This window comes from Brevibacterium sediminis (genome assembly GCF_013623905.1).
In the GTDB taxonomy this organism is placed as follows: domain Bacteria; phylum Actinomycetota; class Actinomycetes; order Actinomycetales; family Brevibacteriaceae; genus Brevibacterium; species Brevibacterium sediminis.
The window spans coordinates 855425-876817 of the sequence record NZ_JABKDD010000001.1; the positions used below are offsets into that span (position 1 = coordinate 855425).

Here is a 21393-nt window from a genome sequence, read left to right on the forward strand (position 1 = left end):
TGGCAACGAGATATAACTCTATACGCAGGTAGCGGCTTACGCAAAATCAGAATCGGGTGATCGTGGTCACACGCATCGATCAAGCTTTCAGGGTCACCATCTTATAGTGGTTGGGTGAATGCAGAGAGCCCGCAGACCCGCCCGAAAGGCTGGTTGTCACGCCACCACCGACAAGGTCCCCGACCGTGGCGGAAACTGCGTCTGGGGTTCCTCCGCTGGCGGCGCACAGTGCTGGCCAACCCTCACACCGCACGCCTCTATCGCACCATCGTCGGCGGCCTCGGCACACTCGTCGTGCTCATCGGACTCGCTCTCGTTCCACTGCCCGGCCCCGGTTGGCTCATCGTCATCATCGGCCTGTTCATCATCTCCAGCGAGTTCCACTGGGCTCAGCGGCTTCTGCGCTTCGTTAGGGACAACGTCGAACGCTGGACGCATTGGATCATGGCGCAGCCCCTATGGGTGCGATGGACCACCGGGGCCGTGACAGCCGCCTTCGTGGCTGTGATCGTGTGGCTCACCCTGAAACTCACCGGCCTGCCCGATTGGGTCCCGGACCTGCGTCTCTTCGACGTGATCGGCCTGCACTGAGAGACGACCGACGCCCGTCCCACCTTCATCAGAGGTGCGACGGGCGTCGATGGTTTCTCGGCTCAGGACGACAGAGCGGTCAGTCGTGAGAGGCAGCGCATGTACTTCTTCTTGTATCCGCCGGCCAGCGATTCTTCAGTGAAGACCTTGTCGAGAGCGGCACCGGAGTTGATGATGTGCACATTGCGGTCGTAGAGCCGGTCGACGAGCGCCACGAAGCGCAGAGCCACGCTCTCGTTGTCGATCGTGCGCACGTTCTCCCACACAGCCGCGTCGATTCCGTCGACCATCCGCCCGTAACGTGAAGGGTGAACGGTGGACAGGTGGCTGAGCAGCGCGGAGAAGTCATCGCGAGCCACAACTCCGTCAAGCTGGCTCGCCGCCGAATCGAGTTCGGATTCCGGCAACGGGTCGGCTGGAGCGGTCAACTCACGGGCACGATAGTCCTTGCCGTCGATGCGATAGACCTCGAACTGATCGGCCAGCGCCTGAATCTCACGCAGGAAGTCCTGAGCGGCGAAGCGCCCCTCCCCCAGAGACCCGGGCAGAGTGTTCGATGTCGCAATGATCTTCACTCCGGCGTCGGTGAGTTCACGCATCAGCCGGGACATGAGCACGGTGTCGCCGGGATCGTCGAGTTCGAATTCGTCGACGCAGACGAGCTTCATCTTCGACAGGTCGTCGCGAGCCCGGGCGAAGCCCAAGGCCCCGACGAGGTTCGTGTATTCGACGAAGGTGCCGAAGGTCGCCGGCTTCTCGTTGGCATGCCAGGCCGAAGCCAACAGGTGAGTCTTGCCGACACCGTAGCCGCCGTCGAGGTAGACGCCCTTGGCACCAGAGCTTCCCTTCGAGAACAGCTTGCCGAAGAATCCCTTGTCGGTCGAGCGCTGGGTGAATTCCCGCAGCTTGTTCCGTGCCTCTTCCTGCGAGGGCTCCGCGGGGTCGGTGCGGTAGCTGTCGAAGGACACGTCCTCGAACTGAGGCGGCGGCACGAGACCTGCGATGAGCTCTTCGGGGGCAACCTGTGGGGATCGGTCGCTCAGTGCGACCAGAGTCTGCTCGGCATTCACTCGGCCTAGTCTAAGGCAGGCTCGAGTGCCCGGTTCAACTCGGGCCCAATAGGGTGGTGCCCGTCACAGGCAACGCATCCGCGGCGCTCCCGCCGTCCGTCCACCGCCCCGCCGGCGAGTTGTTCGCATCACCAGCGGCGACCGACCCGGCAGATCAGTTGTTGAAGTCGAAGCCGAGGCGGCCGAGCTGTTTGGGATCGCGCTGCCAGTCCTTGGCCACCTTGACGTGCAGGTCGAGGTAGACCTTCGTGCCGAGGAGCCGCTCGATGCCCTGCCGGGATTCCGACCCGATGGTCTTCAGCCGGCTGCCGCCCTTGCCGATGATGATGGCCTTCTGGCTGGGACGTTCGACATAGAGGTTGACGTGGACGTTCCACAGCGGATTGTCCTCGCGGCGCCCTTCCCGCGGGTACATCTCCTCGACCTGCACAGCCAGGGAATGGGGCAGTTCGTCACGCACTCCCTCGAGGGCCGCTTCGCGCACAAGCTCGGCGATCATCTTCTCTTCCGGCTCGTCCGTGAGGTCGCCGTCGGGGTAGAGCGGAGGAGATTTCGGCAGATGCGCCGCGAGCACCGAATCGACGGTGTCGACCTGGAAGTCCTCGACTGCGGAGACCGGGACGACATCGGCGAAGTCGGCGAGCTCGCCGACGGCCAGCAGCGCCTCGGCGATCTTGTCCTTGGGCACCCGGTCGACCTTCGTCACGAGCGCGACGATCGGGGTCCGTCCGTCCAGCAGCGCCAGCTGGGAGGCGATATAGCGGTCGCCGGGACCGATCGGCTCATCGGCGGGCAGGCAGAAGCCGATGACGTCGACCTCACCCAGCGTGGATGCCACCAGATCGTTGAGTCGGGAACCGAGCAGGGTGCGCGGTTTGTGCAGTCCGGGGGTATCGATGAGGATGAGCTGATGGTCGTCCTTGTGGACGATTCCGCGGATCGTATGCCGGGTCGTCTGAGGTTTGGCCGAGGTGATCGCGACCTTCTCCCCCACCAGGGCGTTCGTCAGGGTTGATTTGCCCGTATTCGGGCGACCCACGAAGCAGGCGAAGCCGGCCCGATAGTCATCGGGGTAGTCCGTGCGAAATTCCATCTCAGTCCTCTTCCTTCGTCCCCGAACCTTCGGCTGCGGCGGTGCGCTGTGCGTGTCTGCTGTTCTCGTGGGTGCGGGTGACCCGCACGTGCGTGATTCGGTGGCGTCGGCCCTGGCCCTCCATGGCTTCGATCTCGAGGCCCTCGATCGACGCATGCGAGCCGTCGATGGGCACGCGGTCGATGAGCTTCGAGAGCAGTCCGCCGACGCTGTTGACATCGTCTTCGTCGATGCGCACATCGAAGTATTCGGCGAAGTCGGAGATCGACATGCGGGTGCTGATGATGAACGATCCGTCTTCGGCGGCGACGAGTTCGTCATCGCCGTTGTCGTATTCGTCTTCGATCTCGCCGACGATCTCTTCGACGATGTCCTCGATGGTCACCAGCCCTGCGGTGCCGCCGTATTCGTCGATGAGGATCGCCAGATGCGTCGAGTCCAGCTGCATCTGCCGCAGCAGGTCATCGGCCGGCTTCGTCTCCGGGACGAACAGGACGGTGCGGGCCAGGTTGCCCACGGGACGGTCGGCCTCCTCGGGGTGGAGGTGGAGGCGGCGGGCGACGTCCTTGAGGTAGGCGACTCCGCGGACGTCGTCGAGGTCCTCCCCGCAGACGGGGATGCGGGAGAAGCCGGAGCGGAAGAACAGGTTCATCGCCTTCTGCAGGCTCACGTCCGCATCAACGGTGATGAGGTCGGTGCGCGGCACCATGACCTCGTTCGCCGAGGTGTCGGAGAGGTTGAACACCGACTGGATCATCTCGCGTTCGCCGTCTTCGATGATGTCGGATTCGCTCGCCCGCTCGACCAGGTCGCGCAGCTGTTCTGAGGTCACGAACGGACCGTCCTTGTACACCTGGTCCGGTGTGAGCAGATTGCCGAGCACGACGAGGATGCGGGTGAGCGGTTTGAGCGCGACGAGGACGATGCGCACGACCCAGCTGAGGTTGAGGCTGACTGCCAGCGACCGGCGCTTGCCGATCGTACGTGGGGAGACTCCGGCGATGATGAAGACCGCCACCGAGGCGGTGATCACCGTGAGGAAGACCATGAGCGGTCCCACGGAGTAGTAGGAATCGTAGGCCAGGGCGATGAACACCGTGGCGAGTGCTTCGAGGAAGTTGCGGACGAAGATGATGACGTTGATGTTCGTCGGCAGGTCCGCGAGGATCCTCTCGACACGCACCGCTGAGCGCTTGCCGTCCTCCTTCGCCTCTTCGACCGCATGGTGGGAGACGTTGCGCAGCGCGGCATCCACGGCGGAGAGGGTGGCTGCGATGATGAGGCACAGTGCCGCCCCGAGGAAGAACATGAACACGATCAGACCTCGGTGGGGGTGGGAATGTCGGTGCGACCGTCGTAGCGAGCCGCGAAGAAGGTCAGCAGCAGATGCCGCTGGAGAGCGAACATCTCTTCCCGCGCTTCGGGCTCACCGTGGTCGTAGCCGAGCAGGTGCAGGAATCCGTGGACGGTCAGCAGAAGGACCTCGTCCATCGTCGAATGACCGGCCGCCCGAGCCTGAGCCTCGGCGACCTCGGGGCAGATGATGATGTCGCCCATCTGACCTTCGGTCGGCTTCTCCGGCTCGCCCTGGTGGAGCTGATCCATGGGAAAGGACATCACGTCGGTCGGTCCTTCGAGGTCCATCCAGGTGACGTGGAGTTCGGACATGGCCGCTGAGTCGACCATGGTCACGGCCAGCTCCGCACCGGGGTGCATGTGCAGGGCTTCACCGAGATATTCGGTCAGGGCCACGACTTCGTCGAGGTCCACCTCGGCGTCGGTCTCGTTGAGGATCTCGGTGTTCATTCGGCATTCCCCCACAGGTCGTAGGCTTCGACGATCTTCGTCACCAGCGAATGCCGGACGACGTCCTTGCTGCCCAGTTCGCAGAACTGCAGGTCCTCGATTCCGTCGAGGATGTCGCGGACGACCTTGAGTCCGCTGCGGGTCTTGCCCGGCAGGTCGATCTGGGAGATGTCACCGGTGACGACCATGCGTGACCCGAAGCCGAGGCGGGTGAGGAACATCTTCATCTGCTCGGCCGTCGTGTTCTGTGCTTCGTCGAGGATGATGAACGCGTCGTTGAGGGTGCGCCCGCGCATATAGGCCAGGGGCGCGACCTCGATCGTTCCGGTCTCGATGAGCAGCGGGATCGATTCCGGGTCGACCATGTCGTGCAGGGCGTCATAGAGCGGACGCACATACGGGTCGATCTTGTCGTTGAGCGTGCCCGGCAGGTAGCCCAGGGACTCCCCGGCTTCGACGGCCGGCCGGGTGAGGATGATCCGTGAGACCTCTTTGTGCTGGAGGGCGTTGACGGCCATGGCCATCGCCAGGTACGTCTTGCCGGTTCCAGCCGGACCGATGCCGAAGGTGATCGTGTGGTTGCGGATGGCCCTGACGTAGTCGTGCTGGCCCATCGTCTTCGGACGGATCGACTTTCCCCTGGTGGAGAGGATGTTCGTGCCCAGCACCGCCGAGGCGGCCGCTCCCTCGGAGGAGAACGTCGTGACCCTCTCGATCGTCTCTTCGTTGATGCGATGGCCGGCCGCGTGGAGTTTCTTGAGTTCCCCGATGACGCTGACGAAAGCTTCGACGCGTTTCGGGTTGCCGGTGACCTGGACCTGATTGGCCCGGACGTGGATGTCGAGGTCGGCGAAGGTCTTCTCCAGGGCGCGCAGGTTCGATTCCCCGGGACCGAAGAAGGCGACGAGGTCGATGGAGTCGGGGATGACCAATCGCACGGTGTCACGATCGGCACCTTGGGTGTCCGTCACGGCATCATCGCGTGCGGCACCGTCGCCGGTGTCCGAGTCGGTGGGGTTCATGGAGTTCGGGTTCGGTGGGGTGATGTCCAGAATGTTCCTTTGCAAGTGAGCGCACCGTCACCGGCAGCGCCTGAGTGTGCTTCCATCCTAGTCCGATGCCTCACCAACGGCCCAATGAATTCTGGGCCAGGACGAGACCGGCGGGTCCCGCCGATGACGAGCGCAGGATCGTCGGTCCCAGCAGCACCGGGATTGCTCCACAGCCGGTCAGTGCATCGAGTTCGCCGTTGCTGATGCCGCCCTCGGGGCCGACGACGAAGACGATGCGCTCCGGCGGCTGCGCCGAGTCGTTCGCGATCAGGCTATTCAGCGCTTCGGAGAGCCTGCGCTGAGCGGTCTCGTGGAGGACGAAGACCGCATCGGCGTCGTCGAGGGTCTTGGCCAGGGCGGCTCCGCGGGCGAGGCCGTGGAGGATGGGAAATCGTGCTCGTCTGGCCTGCAGGGAGGCCGCTCCGAGGAGGTTCTCCCATTTCGCGGCCATCTTCTCCCGCTTCTTGGCCGGCCAGTCGGCGATCGAGCGTTCAGCGGCCCAGGGAATGACGTCGTCGACGCCGATCTCCGTGGCTGTTTCGATGGCCTGCAGGTCCCGGTCGCCCTTGGCCAGGGCTTGGACGAGGACGAGGCGCGGGCCCGTGCGCTCCTCGACCGTCACCTCGGTGACATCGATCGTCAGCTCATTCGCCGAGGCGGCCGTGACGGTTCCGCGCGCACGTGTGCCTTCCCCGTCGACGATGTCGATTTCCTCGCCGGGACCGATCCGACGCACCCGCACCGCGTGCCCGGCCACGTCCTCACCGAAGGTGAGGGCGGACCCGACGACCGCCTCGGCGGCGGTGGCGGAGCGGAAGACGGGAAGACTCACCGACCGGCGAACCTCTCACGCATGCGGGAGAACATTCCGCGGTTCTCGGTCGAGATCTGGGCACGCGGTGTCTCTTCGCCGCGCAGTTCGGCGAGTTTCTCGAGCAGTTCACGCTGTTCGTCGTCGAGTTTGTCCGGGGTGAGGACGTCGACGGTGATGAGCATGTCGCCGCGGGTCTCCGAACGCAGGCGGGCGGCTCCGAGCCCGGGAAGTTTGACGATGGTGCCGGACTGGGTGCCGGCGGCGATGGTGAGGTCCTGAGTGCCGTCGAAGGTCTCGAACGGGATGGTCGCACCCAGGGTCGCTGCGGTCATCGGCACGGAGACGGCGGCCCGGAGGTTGTCGCCGTCGCGCTGGAAGACCTCGTGGCGGGTGACCATGACCTCGACGAAGAGGTCACCGGCGGGTCCGCCTCCGGGGCCGACTTCACCCTGGCTGCTCAGCTGGATGCGGGTGCCGTCGGAGACCCCGGCGGGGATCCGGATCTTCATGGTCCGCTGTTTGCGCACTCGTCCGTCGCCCTGGCAGTTGAGGCAGGGGTTCGGGATGACGGTGCCGAAGCCGTGGCAGGAGTTGCAGGTCTGGTTCGTGACCATCTGACCCAGCAGGGTCCGGGTCATGCGCTGGACGCTGCCGGCTCCGTGGCACAGCGAGCAGGTCTCGATCTTCGTGCCTTCCTGCGTGCCGGCGCCCGAACAGGTGTCGCAGACGACTGCAGTGGTGACATCGAGGTCGACGGTGCCGCCGAAGGCCGCGGTCTTCAGGTCGATATTGACTCCGACGAGGGCATCCTTGCCGCGCTGGGTGCGCGGGATCGGACCCCCGGCCTGACCGCCGCCGCCGCCGAAGAAGGTCTCGAAGATGTCGCCGAATCCGCCGAATCCGCCGCCGGCCGGGAAGCCCTGACCGTTCTCGCCGCCGCCCATATCGTAGTTGCGGCGCTTCTCCGGGTCGGAGAGCACATCGTAGGCCAGTGAGATGGCCTTGAATTCGTCCTCGTGACCGGGATTGACGTCCGGGTGGTACTTGCGTGCCAGCTTCCGGTACGACGACTTGATCTCAGCCGCGGAAGCATCTTTGGACACTCCGAGTGTTTCATAGTGATCGGCCACAGAAACTTCTCTCTCCCTGACGTAGTGGTCTTCTCTGTTCGTGGTGGTGGCTGCGTCCTTGCGCGGTGCTCACCGGTGATGCGCTGCCCGCCTGCGGGTGCCCCTGGTCGATGTCAAGGGACCTACCCTCGATCGAGGATCGAGGACACGTATTTGGCGACGGCACGGACTGCCGAGATCGTCGTCGGATAGTCCATTCGGGTCGGGCCGAGCACTGCCAGTCTGGCCGAGGAACCCGCGTCATGACCATATTCGGCGGCGACGACGGAAGTCGAGCTGAATGATTCGTGAGTATTCTCACGCCCGATGCGCACGCTGATCTCCTCGTGGTCTTCTGCCATCGAGGTGAGCAGCCTGAGCAGGACGACCTGTTCTTCGAAGGCTTCGAGGATCGGGGCCATCTTCTCTCCGAATTCGCTTCCGGAGCGGGCGAGGTTCGCGGTGCCGGCCATGATGATGCGCTCTTCACGCGTCGCGGCCACGAGGTCGACGACGGCGGCTCTGACCTGTTTGAGCCCGGAGTCGTCACGAGCGGTCGGCTCACTCGATTCGGTGGCGGTCGCCTCGGCGGCGGGGGCCGATCCGAAGACCTGCGCGAGTGTGCGTCCGGCGAATTCGGCGTTGATCTGATCGCGCAGTCCGCGGACGGCGTCTTCGTCGAGCGGGCTCGGGGTGATCACGGTCTTCTGCTCGACCTGGCCGGCATCGGTGATGAGGACGACGAGGATTCGGCCGGGCCCGAGACCGACGATCTCGATGTGCTTGATGCGCGCCCGCGACACCGTCGGGTATTGGATGAGCGCGACCTGTCGGGTGAGGCCGGAGAGGACGCGGACGGTGCGGTCGAGCATCTCGTCGAGATCGACGTCGCCGTCGATGAGCTGGAAGATCGCGCGCCGCTCGGCGGTGGTCAGCGGTTTGAACTCGTCGATCCGGTCGACGAACATCCGGTAGCCGAGGTCGGTGGGGATCCGTCCGGCAGAGGTGTGGGGCTGGGCGATATAGCCCTCTTGTTCGAGCGCGGCCATATCGTTGCGGATCGTGGCGGGAGAGACGCCGAGGGTGTGGCGCTGGACGATCGCCTTCGATCCCACGGGTTCGTTGGTGGCGACGAAGTCCTCGATGATGGCGCGCAGCACCTGTGCACGTCTGCTGTCGTTCATCGCGGATCTCCTCTCCGTCTCGCCGATCCATCGCGGTCCAGTGCCTGCGCTTGGCACTCTGTGAGTCTGAGTGCCAATTCTACGCCTCTCGTTCCCGGAATTCATTTCAGGGGTGGCCTGCGGGTCTGCACGCCTGCGGGACCGTCCTTGATTATGGTGGGTGCCCGTGAATGCTTTTGATCGATATGGTCCCGATGTGCTCTCCGGTTCCTCCCCGTCGTCGCACCGCCCGAAGAAGTCCCGCCAGGTCGAGCTCGGCCTGGGCATGGTTCTCGAGGATGCGATGAGCGGCTATGTCGGCGCTGTCGTCGGCGCTGAGAAGACCACGGCCGGTGTCGTCGTCAAGCTCGAAGATCGCGTCGGCAAGGTACGTGCCTTTCCCCTGGGGCCGGGCTTCCTCCTCGAGGGCCAGCCCGTCGATGTGCAGCTGCCGAAGAAGAAGGCGCAGCAGCCCGGACGGACGGCCTCGGGGTCTCGCGCCGTGGTCGGAGCGAAGGCTCGGGTGGCTCGTGGGTCGCGGATCTGGGTCGAGGGCAAGCACGACGCCGAACTCGTCGAGAAGATCTGGGGCGATGATCTGCGCATCGAAGGCGTCGTCGTCGAACCCCTGGGCGGTCTCGATGATGTCGCCGACAAGCTCGAGGCCTTCGGTCCGGATCGGGACCATCGAGTCGGTGTCCTCGCCGACCATCTGGTGAGTGGGACGAAGGAATCGAAGATCGCCGAGGCGGTCCGTGCCGATCCGCGCTACCGCGATGTCGTCCACATCATCGGTCACCCGTACGTCGATATCTGGCAGGCGGTGAAACCCCATGTCGTCGGCATCCGCGAATGGCCGGTCGTCCCCCGCGGTGAGGATTGGAAGACGGGAATACTGCGTCGCATCGGATGGCCGCACGCCGACCATCGGGATGTTGCCCGCGGGTGGGTGCGCATCCTCGGGAAGGTGAGCACCATCGCCGACGTCGAACCGACGCTGTCGGGTCGCGTCGAGGAGCTCATCGACTTCGTCACCGTCGGGTGAGAGTCGTCGGTGGTGCGGCGCGGTGGAGCGTCATGGTCACGCGGAGCTGTCGGCGTGTGCCGAATCTGTCACAGGAGTGAGGCTTTCCCGACATCCTCGGGACACCTGGCTCGGCTAGGGTGAATGGCAAGCACTCTTCGAAAGGATCCCCATGTCGTACCACCCCGAGCAGCCGGGCAGCCGACCGATGCCGCCGAACTACTCCCAGGCCTCCGGTTCGCAGCAGCCCTACGCGCCGCAGGGCCAGCAGTATTCGCAGCCGCAGACGCACAGCGGTCAGCCGGGCTACGGTGGGCAGTCGGGGTATGGTTCGCAGCAGGCGTACGGCGCTCAGCCGAACTACGGGCGCCAGCCGGGATACGGCGCACAGCCGGGATACGGTATGCCGCAGATGCACAACCCGGCGATGTTCGACTCCCGCTCGCTGCCTGAGCAGGCCTACGGACCCGGCTCCGAGCGGTTCTGGATGGCCCACGAACCCGACCGGACCACGGCATTGTGGACCCACCTCGGCTCGCTCATCTTCGGCTTCATGCCGCTCATCATGTTCCTTGTGAAGAAGGACGGATCGCCGTTCGTCCGCGAGCACTCACGTCAGGGTCTCAACGCGATGATCACGAACACGATCGTCACCTTCGGTGCGCTCTTCGTCTTCGGCTTCGTCGGTTTCATCCTGGCACTGGTGACCTTCGGGATCGGCATCATCGTCATGTATGCGGCGCTCATCGTTCCGCTCGTCTACTGCGTCTTCTACATCATCGCGGCCGTCGCAGCGAACAAGGGTGAGGGGTATAAGTTCCCGCTCACCATCAATTTCGTGAAGTGACCATTCCCGCTCACCCCGGATTCTCTGGGGCTGCCCGGACTCTCTGGGTTAGTGTGGAGTGATCGCACACTCTGAAGGGACTCTCATGTCGGACAACCCGCAGCAGCCGAACAACGGACAGTCACAGCCGATGCCTCCGAACTATTCCCCGCAGTCGGGCTCGCAGCAGCCGTACACCCAGCAGCCACAGCAGGGTTCGCAGCCGCAGCAGAGCGGTCAGGCCCAGCAGGATGGTCAGGCCCAGTACGGCTCGCAGCCGCAGACCCCTCAGCAGGGATCGCAGCCGGGCTACGGCTCGCAGCCGCAAGCCGGCTACGGCTCCCAGCAGCAGAATCCGGCCTCCGGATCTCAGCAGCAGAATCCTCAGCAGTCGTATGGTTCGCAGCCGGGCTACGGTTCACATCAGGCGGACGGCGCCCAGCAGCCGTACGGATCTCAGCAGGCGTACAGCGCTCCGCAGGGACACTCTCAGCCCGGTTACGGATTCCAGGGAGCATCCTCGGCGCAGTCGGCTGCCGCCGGAGTGCCCATGGGGGCCGAACTGCCGGATGCGGCCTACGGCCCGACTTCGCTCGGCTTCTGGAACGCGGATCAGAGTGAACGGACGACCGCACTGTGGTCGCACCTCGCTCACGCCGCCACCTACGTCGTCGGTGTCGGCTGGATCGTCACGCTCATCCTCTTCATCATCAACAAGGACAAGTCGCCGTTCCTCCGCCATCATGGCGCACAGTCGCTGAATCTGCTGATCATCGGCGTCATCGCGGCGTTCGGCATCGGGCTGATCGGCGGAATCCTCACGATCGTCGGCATCGGCTTCCTCATCCTCCTGCTCCTGCCGGTGCTCTCGATCTACATGATCGTCATCGAGATCATCGCCGGCATGGCAGCCAACCGCGGTGAAGGCTACCGCATTCCGATGACGCCGAACTGGATCAAGTGATCTGACGTCCAGTGAGAGCCTCACCCCGGCAGATTCGCTGAACAGCTCGCCCCGCCACTCGTTCCCGAATGGCGGGGCGAGACTCATTCACACGTATTCGGTGAGGATGCGCACCATATAGTCGGCCATGAGTCGTCCCTGCAGAGTCGGCTGGAACCAGCCGGTCGCGGCACCATCGGCGTCGAGCAGTCCCTGCCTGACGAATGTCCTGATCGCCTGCTCGCTGCCCGGGGCCAGAGAATCGAGACGCAGCTCGCGGTCGATCCTGGCCGCCAGCATGATCCGTTCGATCTCCCGAGTCTGAACGTCGAGGACCTCACGACCGATCGCCGGGGACTCCCCCGCCAACAGCCGATCGGCCCAGGCACGGGGGTGTTTGGCATTCCAGAACCGCACGCCTCCGACGTGTGAGTGGGCGCCGGGCCCGAAGCCCCACCAGTCGGCATTGCGCCAATAGGCCATATTGTGCTCACAGCGGGTCTCGAGACCGGTCGACCAATTGCTCACTTCGTACCAGTGCAGACCAGCAGCGGAGATCGCTGCGTCGGCGATCTCGTACTTGTCGGCCAGGTCATCCTCATCAGGCATCGGCAGTTCGCCACGGCGAACCATCGCGCCCATCTTCGTTCCCGGTTCGACGATGAGGGAATACGCCGAGATGTGATCGACATCGTTGGACAGGGCCACGTCGAGAGAGCGCCGCCAATCGTCGATCGACTCCCCCGGGGTGCCGTAGATGAGGTCGAGGCTGAGCTCGAGGTCGGCGTCCTTGACCCAGCGGGCCACCTCGGGGATCTTCTCCGGATCGTGGGTGCGGTCCAAGGTCGCGAGCACGTGCGGCACGGCCGACTGCATGCCCATGGAGATGCGGTTGAAACCGGCTCCGGCCAGGGTCGCGATGCAGGCGGGGTCCAAGGTGTCGGGGTTGGCTTCGGTGGTGACTTCGACATTCCCGGCCAGGCGGAAGCGGGCACGGACATCGTCCATCACCCCGGCGAGCACATCCGCTGCGAGCAAGGTCGGGGTGCCCCCGCCGAAGAAGATCGTCGAGACCTCACGGTCGCCGGCCCCCGCCTCGGCGAGGGTGGACACGGACAGATCGAGCTCACGGGCGAGATTGCTGCGGTAGTCCTCGCGGGACGCGCCCGGGCCGAGATCGTCGGCGGTATAGGTGTTGAAGTCGCAGTAGCCGCAGCGGACCCGGCAGTACGGGACGTGGATGTAGAGGCTCAGCCGCCGCTCGGCAGCCCCGATCCCCACCGATGTCGGCAGCGAACCGTCGCGCGGAGGGACCTCACCGGTCGGTTGTGCGGGCACTTACTTCTTGCTGTCCTTCGTCTCCGGCTCGTCGGAGGACAGGGCCGCGATGAACGCCTCCTGAGGAACCTCGACGGTGCCGACCATCTTCATCCGCTTCTTGCCTTCCTTCTGCTTCTCGAGCAGCTTGCGCTTACGGCTGATATCGCCGCCGTAGCACTTCGAAAGGACGTCCTTGCGGATGGCGCGGATGGTCTCGCGGGCGATGATGCGTGAGCCGATGGCCGCCTGGATGGGCACCTCGAACTGCTGACGCGGGATGAGCTTGCGCAGCTTCCCGGCCATCGCCACACCGTAGGAGTAGGCGTTGTCGCGGTGGACGATCGCGGAGAACGCATCGACCTGGTCGCCGTGCAGCAGGATGTCGACCTTGACGAGGTCGGAGGCGTCCTGACCGTCATCGGAGTAGTCGAGGGAGGCGTAGCCCTTGGTCCGGGACTTCAGCTGGTCGAAGAAGTCGAAGACGATCTCCGCCAGCGGCAGGCGATAGCGGATCTCCACGCGATCCGAGGACAGGTAATCCATGCCCTGGAGTTTGCCGCGGCGGTCCTGGCACAGTTCCATGACTGCCCCGATGTAGTCGCTGGGGGTGAGGATGGTCGCTTGCACCATCGGTTCGCGGACTTCCTTGATCTTGCCCGTCGGGTACTCGCTCGGGTTCGTCACCACGGTCTCCGAACCGTCTTCCATGGTCACGTCGTAGATCACGGACGGGGCGGTTGAGATGAGGTCGAGATCGAACTCCCGTTCCAGGCGGTCGCGCAGGACTTCGAGGTGGAGGAGACCGAGGAATCCGCAGCGGAAGCCGAAGCCCAGAGCCGTCGAGGTCTCGGGTTCGTAGGCGAGAGAGGCGTCGTTGAGTTTGAGCTTGTCCAGCGCGTCGCGCAGCACCGGGTAGTCAGACCCGTCGATCGGGAAGAGTCCGGAGAACACCATCGGTTTGGGTTCGCGGTAGCCGCCGAGGGCCTCTGTCGCGGGCCCCGCAGCGGCGGTGACGGTGTCACCGACCTTCGACAGGCGCACATCCTTGACACCGGTGATGAGGTAGCCGACCTCGCCGACTCCCAGTCCCTTCGTCGCCTTGGGCTCAGGCATGGAAGCGCCGATCTCCAGCAGCTCATGGGTGGTTCCGGTCGACATCATCTCGATCTTCTCGCGTGGGGACAGAGAGCCGTCGATGACGCGGACATAGGTGACCACACCGCGGTAGGTGTCGTAGACGGAGTCGAAGATCATCGCGCGGGCCGGGGCATCGGCATCGCCGACGGGCGCTGGGATATCGGTGATGATGCGGTCGAGGACCTCCTCGACGCCTTCGCCCGTCTTGCCGGACACGAGCAGGCAGTCCTCGGGTTCGCAGCCGATGAGGTTGGCGAGCTCTTCCGCGTACTTCTCCGGCTGTGCAGCCGGCAGGTCGATCTTGTTGAGCACGGGGATGATCGTCAGATCGTTCTCCATGGCCAGGTACAGGTTGGCCAACGTCTGGGCTTCGATGCCCTGAGCGGAGTCGACGAGCAGCAGGGCGCCCTCGCAGGCGGCCAGGGACCGCGAGACCTCGTAGCTGAAGTCGACGTGCCCGGGAGTGTCGATCATGTTGAGCGCGTACGGGGTGTCCTCGTGCTCCCACGGCATGCGGACAGCCTGGGATTTGATGGTGATTCCGCGTTCGCGTTCGATGTCCATCCGGTCGAGGTACTGGGCACGCATATCGCGGTTCTCGACGACGCCGGTCATCTGGAGCATGCGGTCGGCCAGGGTCGATTTGCCATGGTCGATATGAGCGATGATGCAGAAATTGCGAATCAACTCGGGTGAGGTGGCAGACGGTGAGATCCGCTTTGCAGCTTCCTTATTCACCTGAGGTGACATGAACGCCCTTTCTTTGACAGACCAGGTCCCCAGACAGACCGGATCCCCCATTGTTTCATGACTTGCGCGCGGACCTGGAATCCACGGGCGTGCACGTCGTGATCGTCCGGATCTTTCGCGATTCGCCCCCGCCGAACGGTGCCGATCGGGGAAGATGGTCTCATGAGCGAATTCCGGGTCATGAGCTTCAACCTCCGCTATCCCGCGATGGACGGTCATCCGGTGGCCGAGCGGCTGCCCATCGCCGCCGATCTCATCCGGCGTGCACGTCCGCACCTCATCGGCACCCAGGAGGGCGAACTCGACCAGCTCGAGACGCTCATCAGCCTGCTGCCCGAGGAGTACATCTGGCTCGGAGAGGGCCACTCCGGCGGCAACTCCGGCGAGTTCACAGCCGTGATCCTCGATTCGAAGCGCTTCGATGTGGAAGCCGTGGACATCAGCTGGCTGTCCGAACAGCCCGACACCGTGGCCTCGGAATCGTGGGGAGTCTCGCATGCGCGCACCCTGACGACGGTCGATGTCCGCGACTTCGAATCCGACCGGCGTCTGCGTGTGCTCAACACCCACCTCGATCACAAGTCCGAGCGCGCCCGTCTCGAGTCCGGTCGGATCATGGCTGAGACCATCGCCGAGGCGGCCCATCCCTGCGTGGTCACCGGCGACTTCAACGTCGCCACCGGCTCCCCGGTCTACGACTTCTTCTGTACTGAGCTCGGCCTCACCGACACCGCGGCCGAGGTTCCCGGTGAGGACATCGGCACCTTCCACCGCTACAAGGGTCCGAAGGCAGGCGAGCCGCGCATCGACTGGATCCTCACAACACCGGGCCTGCGCACACTGTCCACGCGCATCGACACGTTCGAGGTCGACGGGAAGTACCCTTCCGACCATTTCCCCGTCGAGGCGGTCCTCGAATTCTCGTGACCGTGACGGCTCGTTCGCCCGTCCGGATCGGCCCACAGTTCTTTGCAGCCTGTGCCAGCCTGCTCGTTTAGGCTGGACATATGAATTGGAGATCACTGGTCAATCGAGCCGCGAGAATCGGTGTCCGCGAAGGGCTGCGCTACCTGCGCCAATCGCAGTCGAAGAAGAACTCCGGAGGCGCATCGCAGCCAACGGAGGCCCGCCGGCCGAATCCGGCACGGTCCGGCGGTGGAGGTGCCGCCTCGGCGGGTTCTGCCGATCGTTCCGACTCGGACGGCCAGGGCGGATCCGGTGCATATCCCGGCGATTACACGGGCACGATCACGGTCAGCTACTCCCCCGACCTCGACGGCGACGCCGATCCGGGCGAAGTCGTCTGGGGGTGGGTCCCCTTCGAGGAGGACCACTCGCAAGGCAAGGATCGACCGTCCCTCGTCGTCGGACGTGACGGCCGATGGGTGCTCGCGCTCATGCTCACCAGCAAGGATCACATCCCCGGCGGCGTCGGCGAGGTCCGGCAGGACCGGCACGCGAAGTGGATGAACATCGGCACCGGGGATTGGGATTCGCAGGGTCGGCCCTCGGAGCTCCGCCTCGATCGCATCATCCGGCTCGATCCCGATTCGATCCGCAGGGAAGGCGCGATCATGCCCCGCGACGTCTTCGACCGGGTGGCCGGGCACATCTCCGGCTAAGTCCCGGCAGACCGACCGAGCGAAGCCTGCATCTTCCCTGCGCTGCTGGGCGCGCAGGGATTTCCAGCCCGGGACGAGAGCCTGTATCATAGGTGATTGTGTCTTCATCAAGGCGTGTGTCTCGCCGAGGTCGGGTGAAGACGCCGTCGGATTCGATGTCGTCGATGTGTTTCCCCGCGGAGATGATCATGTCGGTTCGATGCGCCCTCACGACCATGTACCACTAACACGAAAGAGTGTTGAAATTGGCTAATATCAAGTCCCAGATCAAGCGGATCAAGACCAACGAGAAGGCTCGTCAGCGCAACAAGGCTGTCCGGTCCGAGGTTCGGTCGTACGTCCGCGTCGTTCGCGAGAACATTGCTGCCGGCAACAAGGAAGAGGCACAGCAGGCTTATGCTGTGGCTGCCCGCAAGCTCGACAAGGCTGTTTCGAAGGGTGTTCTGCACAAGAACAACGCTGCGAACCGCAAGTCGCGCCTGGCCACGCAGATCAACGCTCTCTGAGCGCACGACTGAGGCTATAGCTTCACGGGGTCCGAACCACACGGTTCGGACCCCGTTCTCTTCCCCTATTGCTACCTGACGGCGGCCCAGCAACCTCGCGCGAGGTTGCTGGGCCGCCGTCAGGTAGTAATTAGCGGAGGCGGGCTAGGCGGGCGACTTCTGAGACGAACCATTCGACGGCGTAGACGGGGTCACGTCCACCGCCCTTGACTGCCGCATCGGCCTCGGCTGCGGCGATGAGCGACTGGCCGAGCGCCACCTCGTTCCACCGCCTCACCTCCCGGCGGGCCCGGTCGACCTGCCACGGAGCCATCTTCAGCTCGGAGGCCAGCTCGCCGCTGGTGCCGGAGAACCCCTGCACCTTCGCCATACCGCGCAGCTTCATCGCAACTGCCGCCACCAGCGGGACCGGATCGGACCCGGTCGACAGGGCATGCCTGAGCAGGCTGAGTGCGTTCTTCGCGTCTCCGGCCACTGCCGCATCGGCGACCTTGAAGCCGGTGGCTTCGACCCGGCCGCCGTAGTACTGGTCGACAACCTCGGCGGTGATCGTGCCTTCGGTGTCTTCGATGAGCTGGTCGACCCCGGCATTGAGTTCGGCGAGATCAGAGCCCAGCGCCGACATGAGCGCGGCCATTCCCGCCTCGTCGATGCGCCGCTTCGCGGTCTTGAACCGGGTCTGGGCGAACTTCGCCCGATCGCTTTCGTTCTTCAGCACCGCCGCGTCGATGCGCGGGAAGCCGGCGGAGTCGAGTTTCTTGATGAGCTTCGCTCCCCGGTTGCCGCCGGCGTGCAGCAGCACCACGACGGCGTCATCGTTCGGAGCGTCCAAATAGGCCAAAGCGTCACCCAGGAAGTCCTCCGAGCACTTCTCGACGGCATCGACGACGATGAGCTTCGAGGACGAGAACAGAGACGGTGAAGCCGCCATCGCCAACTCGCCGGCCTGGTATCCCGCTGCGTCGAATTCGATCTCTTCGGGATCCTGTTTCCGTGCGGCCGATACGATGCGGTCCTTGGCCACACGCACGAGCACCGATTCGCCACCGGAGATCATGACGACAGGTGCCGGTTTCGCCGAGCTCCACGGGATCAGGGTCTTCTTCACTGCCATGGACCCCAGCCTATCGCGGCTGCCCGACATGACCGGCAAGTCGGACCGACACCCGCCGTCTCACCCCTTGTCCTCGGAACAGCTGTGGCCGGTGCTGAATCGACTCTGGGCGTAGAGCGCAACCGAACCGCAGTGATCGGTGCGCAGCACAGGCACGGGGCCGAAGGAGCGCAGTGACTTCTCACTCGGATGCCCGTAGCTGTTCTCCCCCACCGAGACGACGCCGAGGCCGGGAGCCGCGGCCGCGAAGAACTCGGGAGCCAGATCGGAGGAACCATGGTGCGGTGCGACGAGCACATCCACCGGCCGCACCTGCTGGGCGAGCACATACTGCTCCTCGGCTCCGACGTCGCCGGGCAGGAGAGTGCTCAGACCCTCCTGTTCGACCCGCACCACCAGGGAGTCTTCGTTGCGCAGCTCCTCGTCCTCTGCCGCAGGAACCGAGCGCAGGGGCGGCCACAGCACCTGCAGACTCGCCGTCTCGAAGCTCAGCGTCCGGCCGCGGTGGGTGGGAACCAGCTCGGCATCGGTGTCAGCGATCACGTGCCTGGCTTCGGGCGAGGTCGCGACGTTCGCGGAGACGAACAGCCGATCGACCGTGCGCCCCCACGTCGTGCCCGCATAGCCGGCGAAATGGTCGGCGTCGAAGTGGGAGATGAGCAGATCGAATTCCTCGATCCCGGATTCGTCGAGGCAGGTGTCGATGGGTTTCGGCTCACGCCCCGTGTCGACGACGAGACCCCGACCATCACCGAGGTTGATGATGGCAGCCGAACCCTGACCGACATCGCAGACGAGCACCAGCCAATCCGCTGCAGGCGGCTTCGCCCTCACAGTGACGATGACGGAGGCCGTGAGCAGGCAGCACAGGACGAGGACGGGGAGACCCCAGAGGCGACGACGTACGAGCATCCACGTACCGGCCACGGCGAGGCCGAGCAGCCCGAGCGCCAGCAGCGTTCCGAGCGGCGGCACCGGCCAATCCAGTGCCGCTCCCGGCAGTGCGGCGCAGACTCGGGCGGCGAGGACGATCCACCAGGCCGGGAAGGACCCGATCCACGCCAGCAGGGCAGAGGCGAAGTCGGCTCCGGGCGGCCCTGTCGTCGCGATGCCGGTGGCCACGAGGCTGAGGAAGCCCGCCACCGTCGCCGGCATGACCGCCGGTGCGGCCGCGGCGTTGGCAGCGACCGACCACAGTCCGATGCGCGGGTCGATCGCCACCAGCACCGGGGTGCACGCGAGCTGGGCGACGAAGGGCACGATGAGCGCGGTCACGAGCACCGTGGGCAGCAGCGGCAGGTGCACGGCGAGACGGCGCAGCAGGATCGGGACGACGAACATGATCGCGGCGGTGGAGACCACGGACAGGACGAACCCCACCGAGGTGGCCAACACCGGCACGAAGGCGAGCAGCAGGCTCGCGGTCGAGCACATGACCGCGACCGGGGAGATCCCACCGCCGCGCAGAAACACGAGTGCCGCCGCAATCGCCATTCCGGCGGCCCGGATGGCGCTGGGTTCGAATCCGACGATGAAGACGTAGCCGAGGCAGGTGAGCACTCCGATGCTCACGCGCAGCCGTGGACCGGCTCGGCAGGCGCCGGCGAGCAGTCCGGCACCGAGGCTGACGATCGTGACGTTGCTGCCCGACACGGCCGAGACGTGGGTGAGGGAGACGACCCGCATATCGTCGATCATCCGGTCGTCCTGGGGCGAGGTGTCACCGACGACGAGTCCGGGCAGCAGCCGTCCTCCGTCGTTGCCGGCGGCGAGAGAATCGACGCGGAGTTCGGTGCGCAGCCGCTCACGCCACTGCCACAGTCGGTTCGGTGCTTCGAGCACCTGTGGTTCCGTATCAGTCGAGCGGATACCGTCGAGGCGCTGAGTGCGCATTCGCACGGTCGCTCCGTCGGCAGCGATTTCGGGACTGAGCACGTGAGTGAATCCGGTGGTGGTGAGCAGCGTCAGTCGCGTCCAGCCGGACGCTCCGGGTTCGCTGTGGCCGACGACGAGCCCCGTGGTCTCGGCCTCATCATCCGGTCCGTGGGCGGCGGCCAGGGCGGTGATCTGGATCGTCAGCAGACAGGTGAAGACGAGAGCACCGACACCGAGGTGGTGGTGCCGTCGCAGGATCACGATCCCGAGGAGTCCGAGCACGGGAACGCCGAAGAGCACCCATGGCTCCGGTGACAGGAGTGCGCTGGCCCAGAGGCCGGCTGCACAGCAGAGGAGGCGGACGGAGCCCGGCCACAGCGCGGCCCGCTCCCGCACCCAGGCAACCGCAGCCGCGCACACATGTCGCAGGGCAACCAGTCTGCGCTCCCACGCCTGCTGCCAGGATCGCCTCGTTCGCAGCCGTGTGTGCGCGGCTGCGGGGCCCGGGTCAGCCGACGGTGACAAGGTCTTTGAGGCTTTCGAAGGTCTTCGGCCCGATGCCTTTGACGAGCAGCAGATCATCGACGCTCGCGAACGGCTGCTGGGTGCGGTGGCTGATGATCGCCTCGGCTGTGACGGGTCCGACCCCGGGCAGCGTCTCTAAGGTGGTGGCATCGGCGGTGTTGAGGTCGACCTTCCCCGCCTGACCGGGTGCCCCGCCGCTCGCGGTTGCAGATGAATCCGCGGTGCCCGGCGATCCGCCGCCTCCTCCCGCGCCCCCTCCCCCACTTCCAGACGAACCGGTTCCGTCCTGACCGGTTCCGCCCTGACCGGTCCCGTTCGCCCCGGCCCCGTTCGCATCGGCACCATCGACTCCGGCTGCCGGTTCTTCGCCTTCTGTCGGGATGTGGATCTGCTCACCGTCGGCGAGCACGCGCGCCAGATTCACCGCTTCACCGTCGGCTCCGGCGCTCAGTCCTCCAGCGGCTTCGACGGCGTCTTGGACCCGCGCACCTGCCTTCAGCGTGACCACGGAGGGGTCGTTGACCGCCCCGGTGATATGGACGGTCACCTCGCCGTTCGCATTCGCCGACTTCGCCGAGGCGGCTCCTTCCTGTCCTGCGGCTGATCCCGCCGATCCCTCACCGGCTTCTCCTGTTTCACCTCCCTCGCCGGTCGCGGCAGGCGACTGACCGGCGCCTGCGCCTTGGCCGGGATCGTCACCGCCGCCCACGGGCGAATGCTGTGCAGCGGGACGGAAGAGGAAGAAGGCGAGAACGAGGACTCCGACCGTGGCGATGCCGAGAGCTGCCAGCACGGGCAGACGCACGCGACGGGGCTCGACGGGTTCTTCCTCACCGGCGGTGTCGGCGGTATAGACGTCGCCCGGCACCCAACCGCCGCGCTCGGCACTGGCGCCCAGGAGGCCGGCGAAACGATCATCCGGAGACACAGCCATGGTCCGAGGTTAGGAAGCGCCGGTACGCAGCGGCCAGGGCAGAATCGTCGCCTGTGGACAGAGCATCTGCGTCCACAGGGCAGAGGTGATCAAGTCACCCGAGCATCCCCAGGCAGAAA

General features: G+C 65.3%; 20 protein-coding genes. 7 read left to right on the forward strand and 13 right to left on the reverse strand.

Going from position 1 to position 21393, the window contains the following annotated elements; genetic code table 11:
* Window positions 1-114 precede the first annotated feature (114 nt).
* The gene (locus tag HK108_RS03990; protein WP_229663939.1) at window positions 115-591 is read left to right on the forward strand and encodes a TIGR02611 family protein; all 477 of its coding nucleotides are present in this window, start codon (window positions 115-117) and stop codon (window positions 589-591) included.
* 62 nt (window positions 592-653) lie between these two features.
* Here HK108_RS03990 and zapE read toward each other — a convergent pair whose 3' ends face one another.
* From zapE to hrcA, 8 genes are all read right to left on the reverse strand, one after another.
* Complete coding sequence (gene zapE, locus HK108_RS03995; RefSeq protein WP_181270557.1) at window positions 654-1661, reverse strand: cell division protein ZapE; 1008 nt, start codon at window positions 1659-1661, stop codon at window positions 654-656.
* Between the two features lie 154 nt (window positions 1662-1815).
* Complete coding sequence (gene era, locus HK108_RS04000; RefSeq protein WP_139467362.1) at window positions 1816-2754, reverse strand: GTPase Era; 939 nt, start codon at window positions 2752-2754, stop codon at window positions 1816-1818.
* Between the two features lies 1 nt (window position 2755).
* Window positions 2756-4063 (reverse strand): hemolysin family protein, encoded by a 1308-nt coding sequence (locus tag HK108_RS04005; RefSeq protein ID WP_219922196.1) that lies wholly within the window; start codon window positions 4061-4063, stop codon window positions 2756-2758.
* A gap of 8 nt (window positions 4064-4071) precedes the next feature.
* Window positions 4072-4560: an rRNA maturation RNase YbeY gene (gene ybeY, locus HK108_RS04010; protein WP_172169763.1), complete on the reverse strand. Its 489-nt coding sequence runs from the start codon at window positions 4558-4560 to the stop codon at window positions 4072-4074.
* Window positions 4557-5582 (reverse strand): PhoH family protein, encoded by a 1026-nt coding sequence (locus HK108_RS04015; RefSeq protein WP_181270559.1) that lies wholly within the window; start codon window positions 5580-5582, stop codon window positions 4557-4559. Before HK108_RS04015 ends, ybeY begins: the two co-directional genes overlap by 4 nt.
* A gap of 100 nt (window positions 5583-5682) precedes the next feature.
* A complete protein-coding gene (locus HK108_RS04020) occupies window positions 5683-6444 on the reverse strand; it encodes a 16S rRNA (uracil(1498)-N(3))-methyltransferase (protein WP_181270560.1) in 762 nt (253 codons plus the stop codon).
* Entirely contained in the window at window positions 6441-7556 is a 1116-nt protein-coding gene (gene dnaJ / locus HK108_RS04025) for a molecular chaperone DnaJ (RefSeq protein WP_181270561.1), read from the reverse strand. Before dnaJ ends, HK108_RS04020 begins: the two co-directional genes overlap by 4 nt.
* A 122-nt stretch (window positions 7557-7678) precedes the next feature.
* The gene (hrcA, locus tag HK108_RS04030; protein ID WP_181270562.1) at window positions 7679-8719 is read right to left on the reverse strand and encodes a heat-inducible transcriptional repressor HrcA; all 1041 of its coding nucleotides are present in this window, start codon (window positions 8717-8719) and stop codon (window positions 7679-7681) included.
* Between the two features lie 160 nt (window positions 8720-8879).
* On the opposite strand from hrcA, the gene HK108_RS04035 reads away from it, so the two are divergent.
* The 3 genes from HK108_RS04035 to HK108_RS04045 all read left to right on the forward strand — a co-directional run bounded on the left by HK108_RS04035 (window position 8880) and on the right by HK108_RS04045 (window position 11512).
* Window positions 8880-9743, forward strand: a complete 864-nt coding sequence (locus tag HK108_RS04035) for a DUF3097 family protein (RefSeq protein ID WP_139908139.1) — start codon at window positions 8880-8882, stop codon at window positions 9741-9743.
* A 151-nt stretch (window positions 9744-9894) separates the two neighbouring features.
* Window positions 9895-10569 carry a DUF4870 domain-containing protein gene (locus HK108_RS04040; protein ID WP_181270563.1) on the forward strand — a complete coding sequence of 225 codons (675 nt, stop codon included), beginning with the start codon at window positions 9895-9897 and terminating at the stop codon, window positions 10567-10569.
* 85 nt (window positions 10570-10654) lie between these two features.
* The gene (locus HK108_RS04045; RefSeq protein WP_181270564.1) at window positions 10655-11512 is read left to right on the forward strand and encodes a DUF4870 domain-containing protein; all 858 of its coding nucleotides are present in this window, start codon (window positions 10655-10657) and stop codon (window positions 11510-11512) included.
* 87 nt (window positions 11513-11599) lie between these two features.
* Here the strand turns inward: HK108_RS04045 and hemW are convergent, their stop codons facing one another.
* Both hemW and lepA read right to left on the reverse strand, forming a co-directional pair.
* The gene (gene hemW / locus HK108_RS04050) at window positions 11600-12829 is read right to left on the reverse strand and encodes a radical SAM family heme chaperone HemW (RefSeq protein ID WP_181270565.1); all 1230 of its coding nucleotides are present in this window, start codon (window positions 12827-12829) and stop codon (window positions 11600-11602) included.
* On the reverse strand, window positions 12830-14698 hold the full coding sequence (lepA, locus tag HK108_RS04055; protein ID WP_101547210.1) for a translation elongation factor 4: 1869 nt from the start codon (window positions 14696-14698) through the stop codon (window positions 12830-12832).
* Window positions 14699-14860: 162 nt separating this feature from the next.
* On the opposite strand from lepA, the gene HK108_RS04060 reads away from it, so the two are divergent.
* The 3 genes from HK108_RS04060 to rpsT all read left to right on the forward strand — a co-directional run bounded on the left by HK108_RS04060 (window position 14861) and on the right by rpsT (window position 16826).
* Complete coding sequence (locus HK108_RS04060) at window positions 14861-15625, forward strand: endonuclease/exonuclease/phosphatase family protein (protein WP_181270566.1); 765 nt, start codon at window positions 14861-14863, stop codon at window positions 15623-15625.
* An 80-nt stretch (window positions 15626-15705) separates the two neighbouring features.
* Window positions 15706-16320, forward strand: a complete 615-nt coding sequence (locus HK108_RS04065) for a type II toxin-antitoxin system PemK/MazF family toxin (RefSeq protein WP_181270567.1) — start codon at window positions 15706-15708, stop codon at window positions 16318-16320.
* A gap of 245 nt (window positions 16321-16565) precedes the next feature.
* A complete protein-coding gene (rpsT, locus tag HK108_RS04070) occupies window positions 16566-16826 on the forward strand; it encodes a 30S ribosomal protein S20 (protein ID WP_139467376.1) in 261 nt (86 codons plus the stop codon).
* Window positions 16827-16956: 130 nt separating this feature from the next.
* On the opposite strand, the gene holA is transcribed toward rpsT, so the two are convergent.
* From holA to HK108_RS19065, 3 genes are read right to left on the reverse strand one after another with little or no spacing between them, the layout of a single operon-like run.
* On the reverse strand, window positions 16957-17940 hold the full coding sequence (gene holA / locus HK108_RS04075; protein ID WP_181270568.1) for a DNA polymerase III subunit delta: 984 nt from the start codon (window positions 17938-17940) through the stop codon (window positions 16957-16959).
* 60 nt (window positions 17941-18000) lie between these two features.
* Window positions 18001-20340 carry a ComEC/Rec2 family competence protein gene (locus tag HK108_RS04080; protein ID WP_229663940.1) on the reverse strand — a complete coding sequence of 780 codons (2340 nt, stop codon included), beginning with the start codon at window positions 20338-20340 and terminating at the stop codon, window positions 18001-18003.
* On the reverse strand, window positions 20324-21274 hold the full coding sequence (locus HK108_RS19065) for a ComEA family DNA-binding protein (protein WP_181270569.1): 951 nt from the start codon (window positions 21272-21274) through the stop codon (window positions 20324-20326). The genes HK108_RS04080 and HK108_RS19065 overlap by 17 nt, the downstream gene beginning before the upstream one ends.
* Between the last annotated feature and the right edge of the window lie 119 nt (window positions 21275-21393).

Bases quoted from the DNA above. Each gene is read 5' to 3' on its own strand.
- hrcA (WP_181270562.1), bottom strand. From the start codon at position 8,719: ATGAACGACAGCAGACGTGCACAGGTGCTGCGCGCCATCATCGAGGAC.
- lepA (WP_101547210.1), bottom strand. From the start codon at position 14,698: ATGTCACCTCAGGTGAATAAGGAAGCTGCAAAGCGGATCTCACCGTCT.
- HK108_RS04065 (WP_181270567.1), top strand. From the start codon at position 15,706: ATGAATTGGAGATCACTGGTCAATCGAGCCGCGAGAATCGGTGTCCGC.
- HK108_RS04060 (WP_181270566.1), top strand. From the start codon at position 14,861: ATGAGCGAATTCCGGGTCATGAGCTTCAACCTCCGCTATCCCGCGATG.
- ybeY (WP_172169763.1), bottom strand. From the start codon at position 4,560: ATGAACACCGAGATCCTCAACGAGACCGACGCCGAGGTGGACCTCGAC.
- holA (WP_181270568.1), bottom strand. From the start codon at position 17,940: ATGGCAGTGAAGAAGACCCTGATCCCGTGGAGCTCGGCGAAACCGGCA.
- era (WP_139467362.1), bottom strand. From the start codon at position 2,754: ATGGAATTTCGCACGGACTACCCCGATGACTATCGGGCCGGCTTCGCC.
- HK108_RS19065 (WP_181270569.1), bottom strand. From the start codon at position 21,274: ATGGCTGTGTCTCCGGATGATCGTTTCGCCGGCCTCCTGGGCGCCAGT.
- HK108_RS04045 (WP_181270564.1), top strand. From the start codon at position 10,655: ATGTCGGACAACCCGCAGCAGCCGAACAACGGACAGTCACAGCCGATG.
- HK108_RS04040 (WP_181270563.1), top strand. From the start codon at position 9,895: ATGTCGTACCACCCCGAGCAGCCGGGCAGCCGACCGATGCCGCCGAAC.
- HK108_RS04015 (WP_181270559.1), bottom strand. From the start codon at position 5,582: ATGAACCCCACCGACTCGGACACCGGCGACGGTGCCGCACGCGATGAT.
- HK108_RS04005 (WP_219922196.1), bottom strand. From the start codon at position 4,063: ATGTTCTTCCTCGGGGCGGCACTGTGCCTCATCATCGCAGCCACCCTC.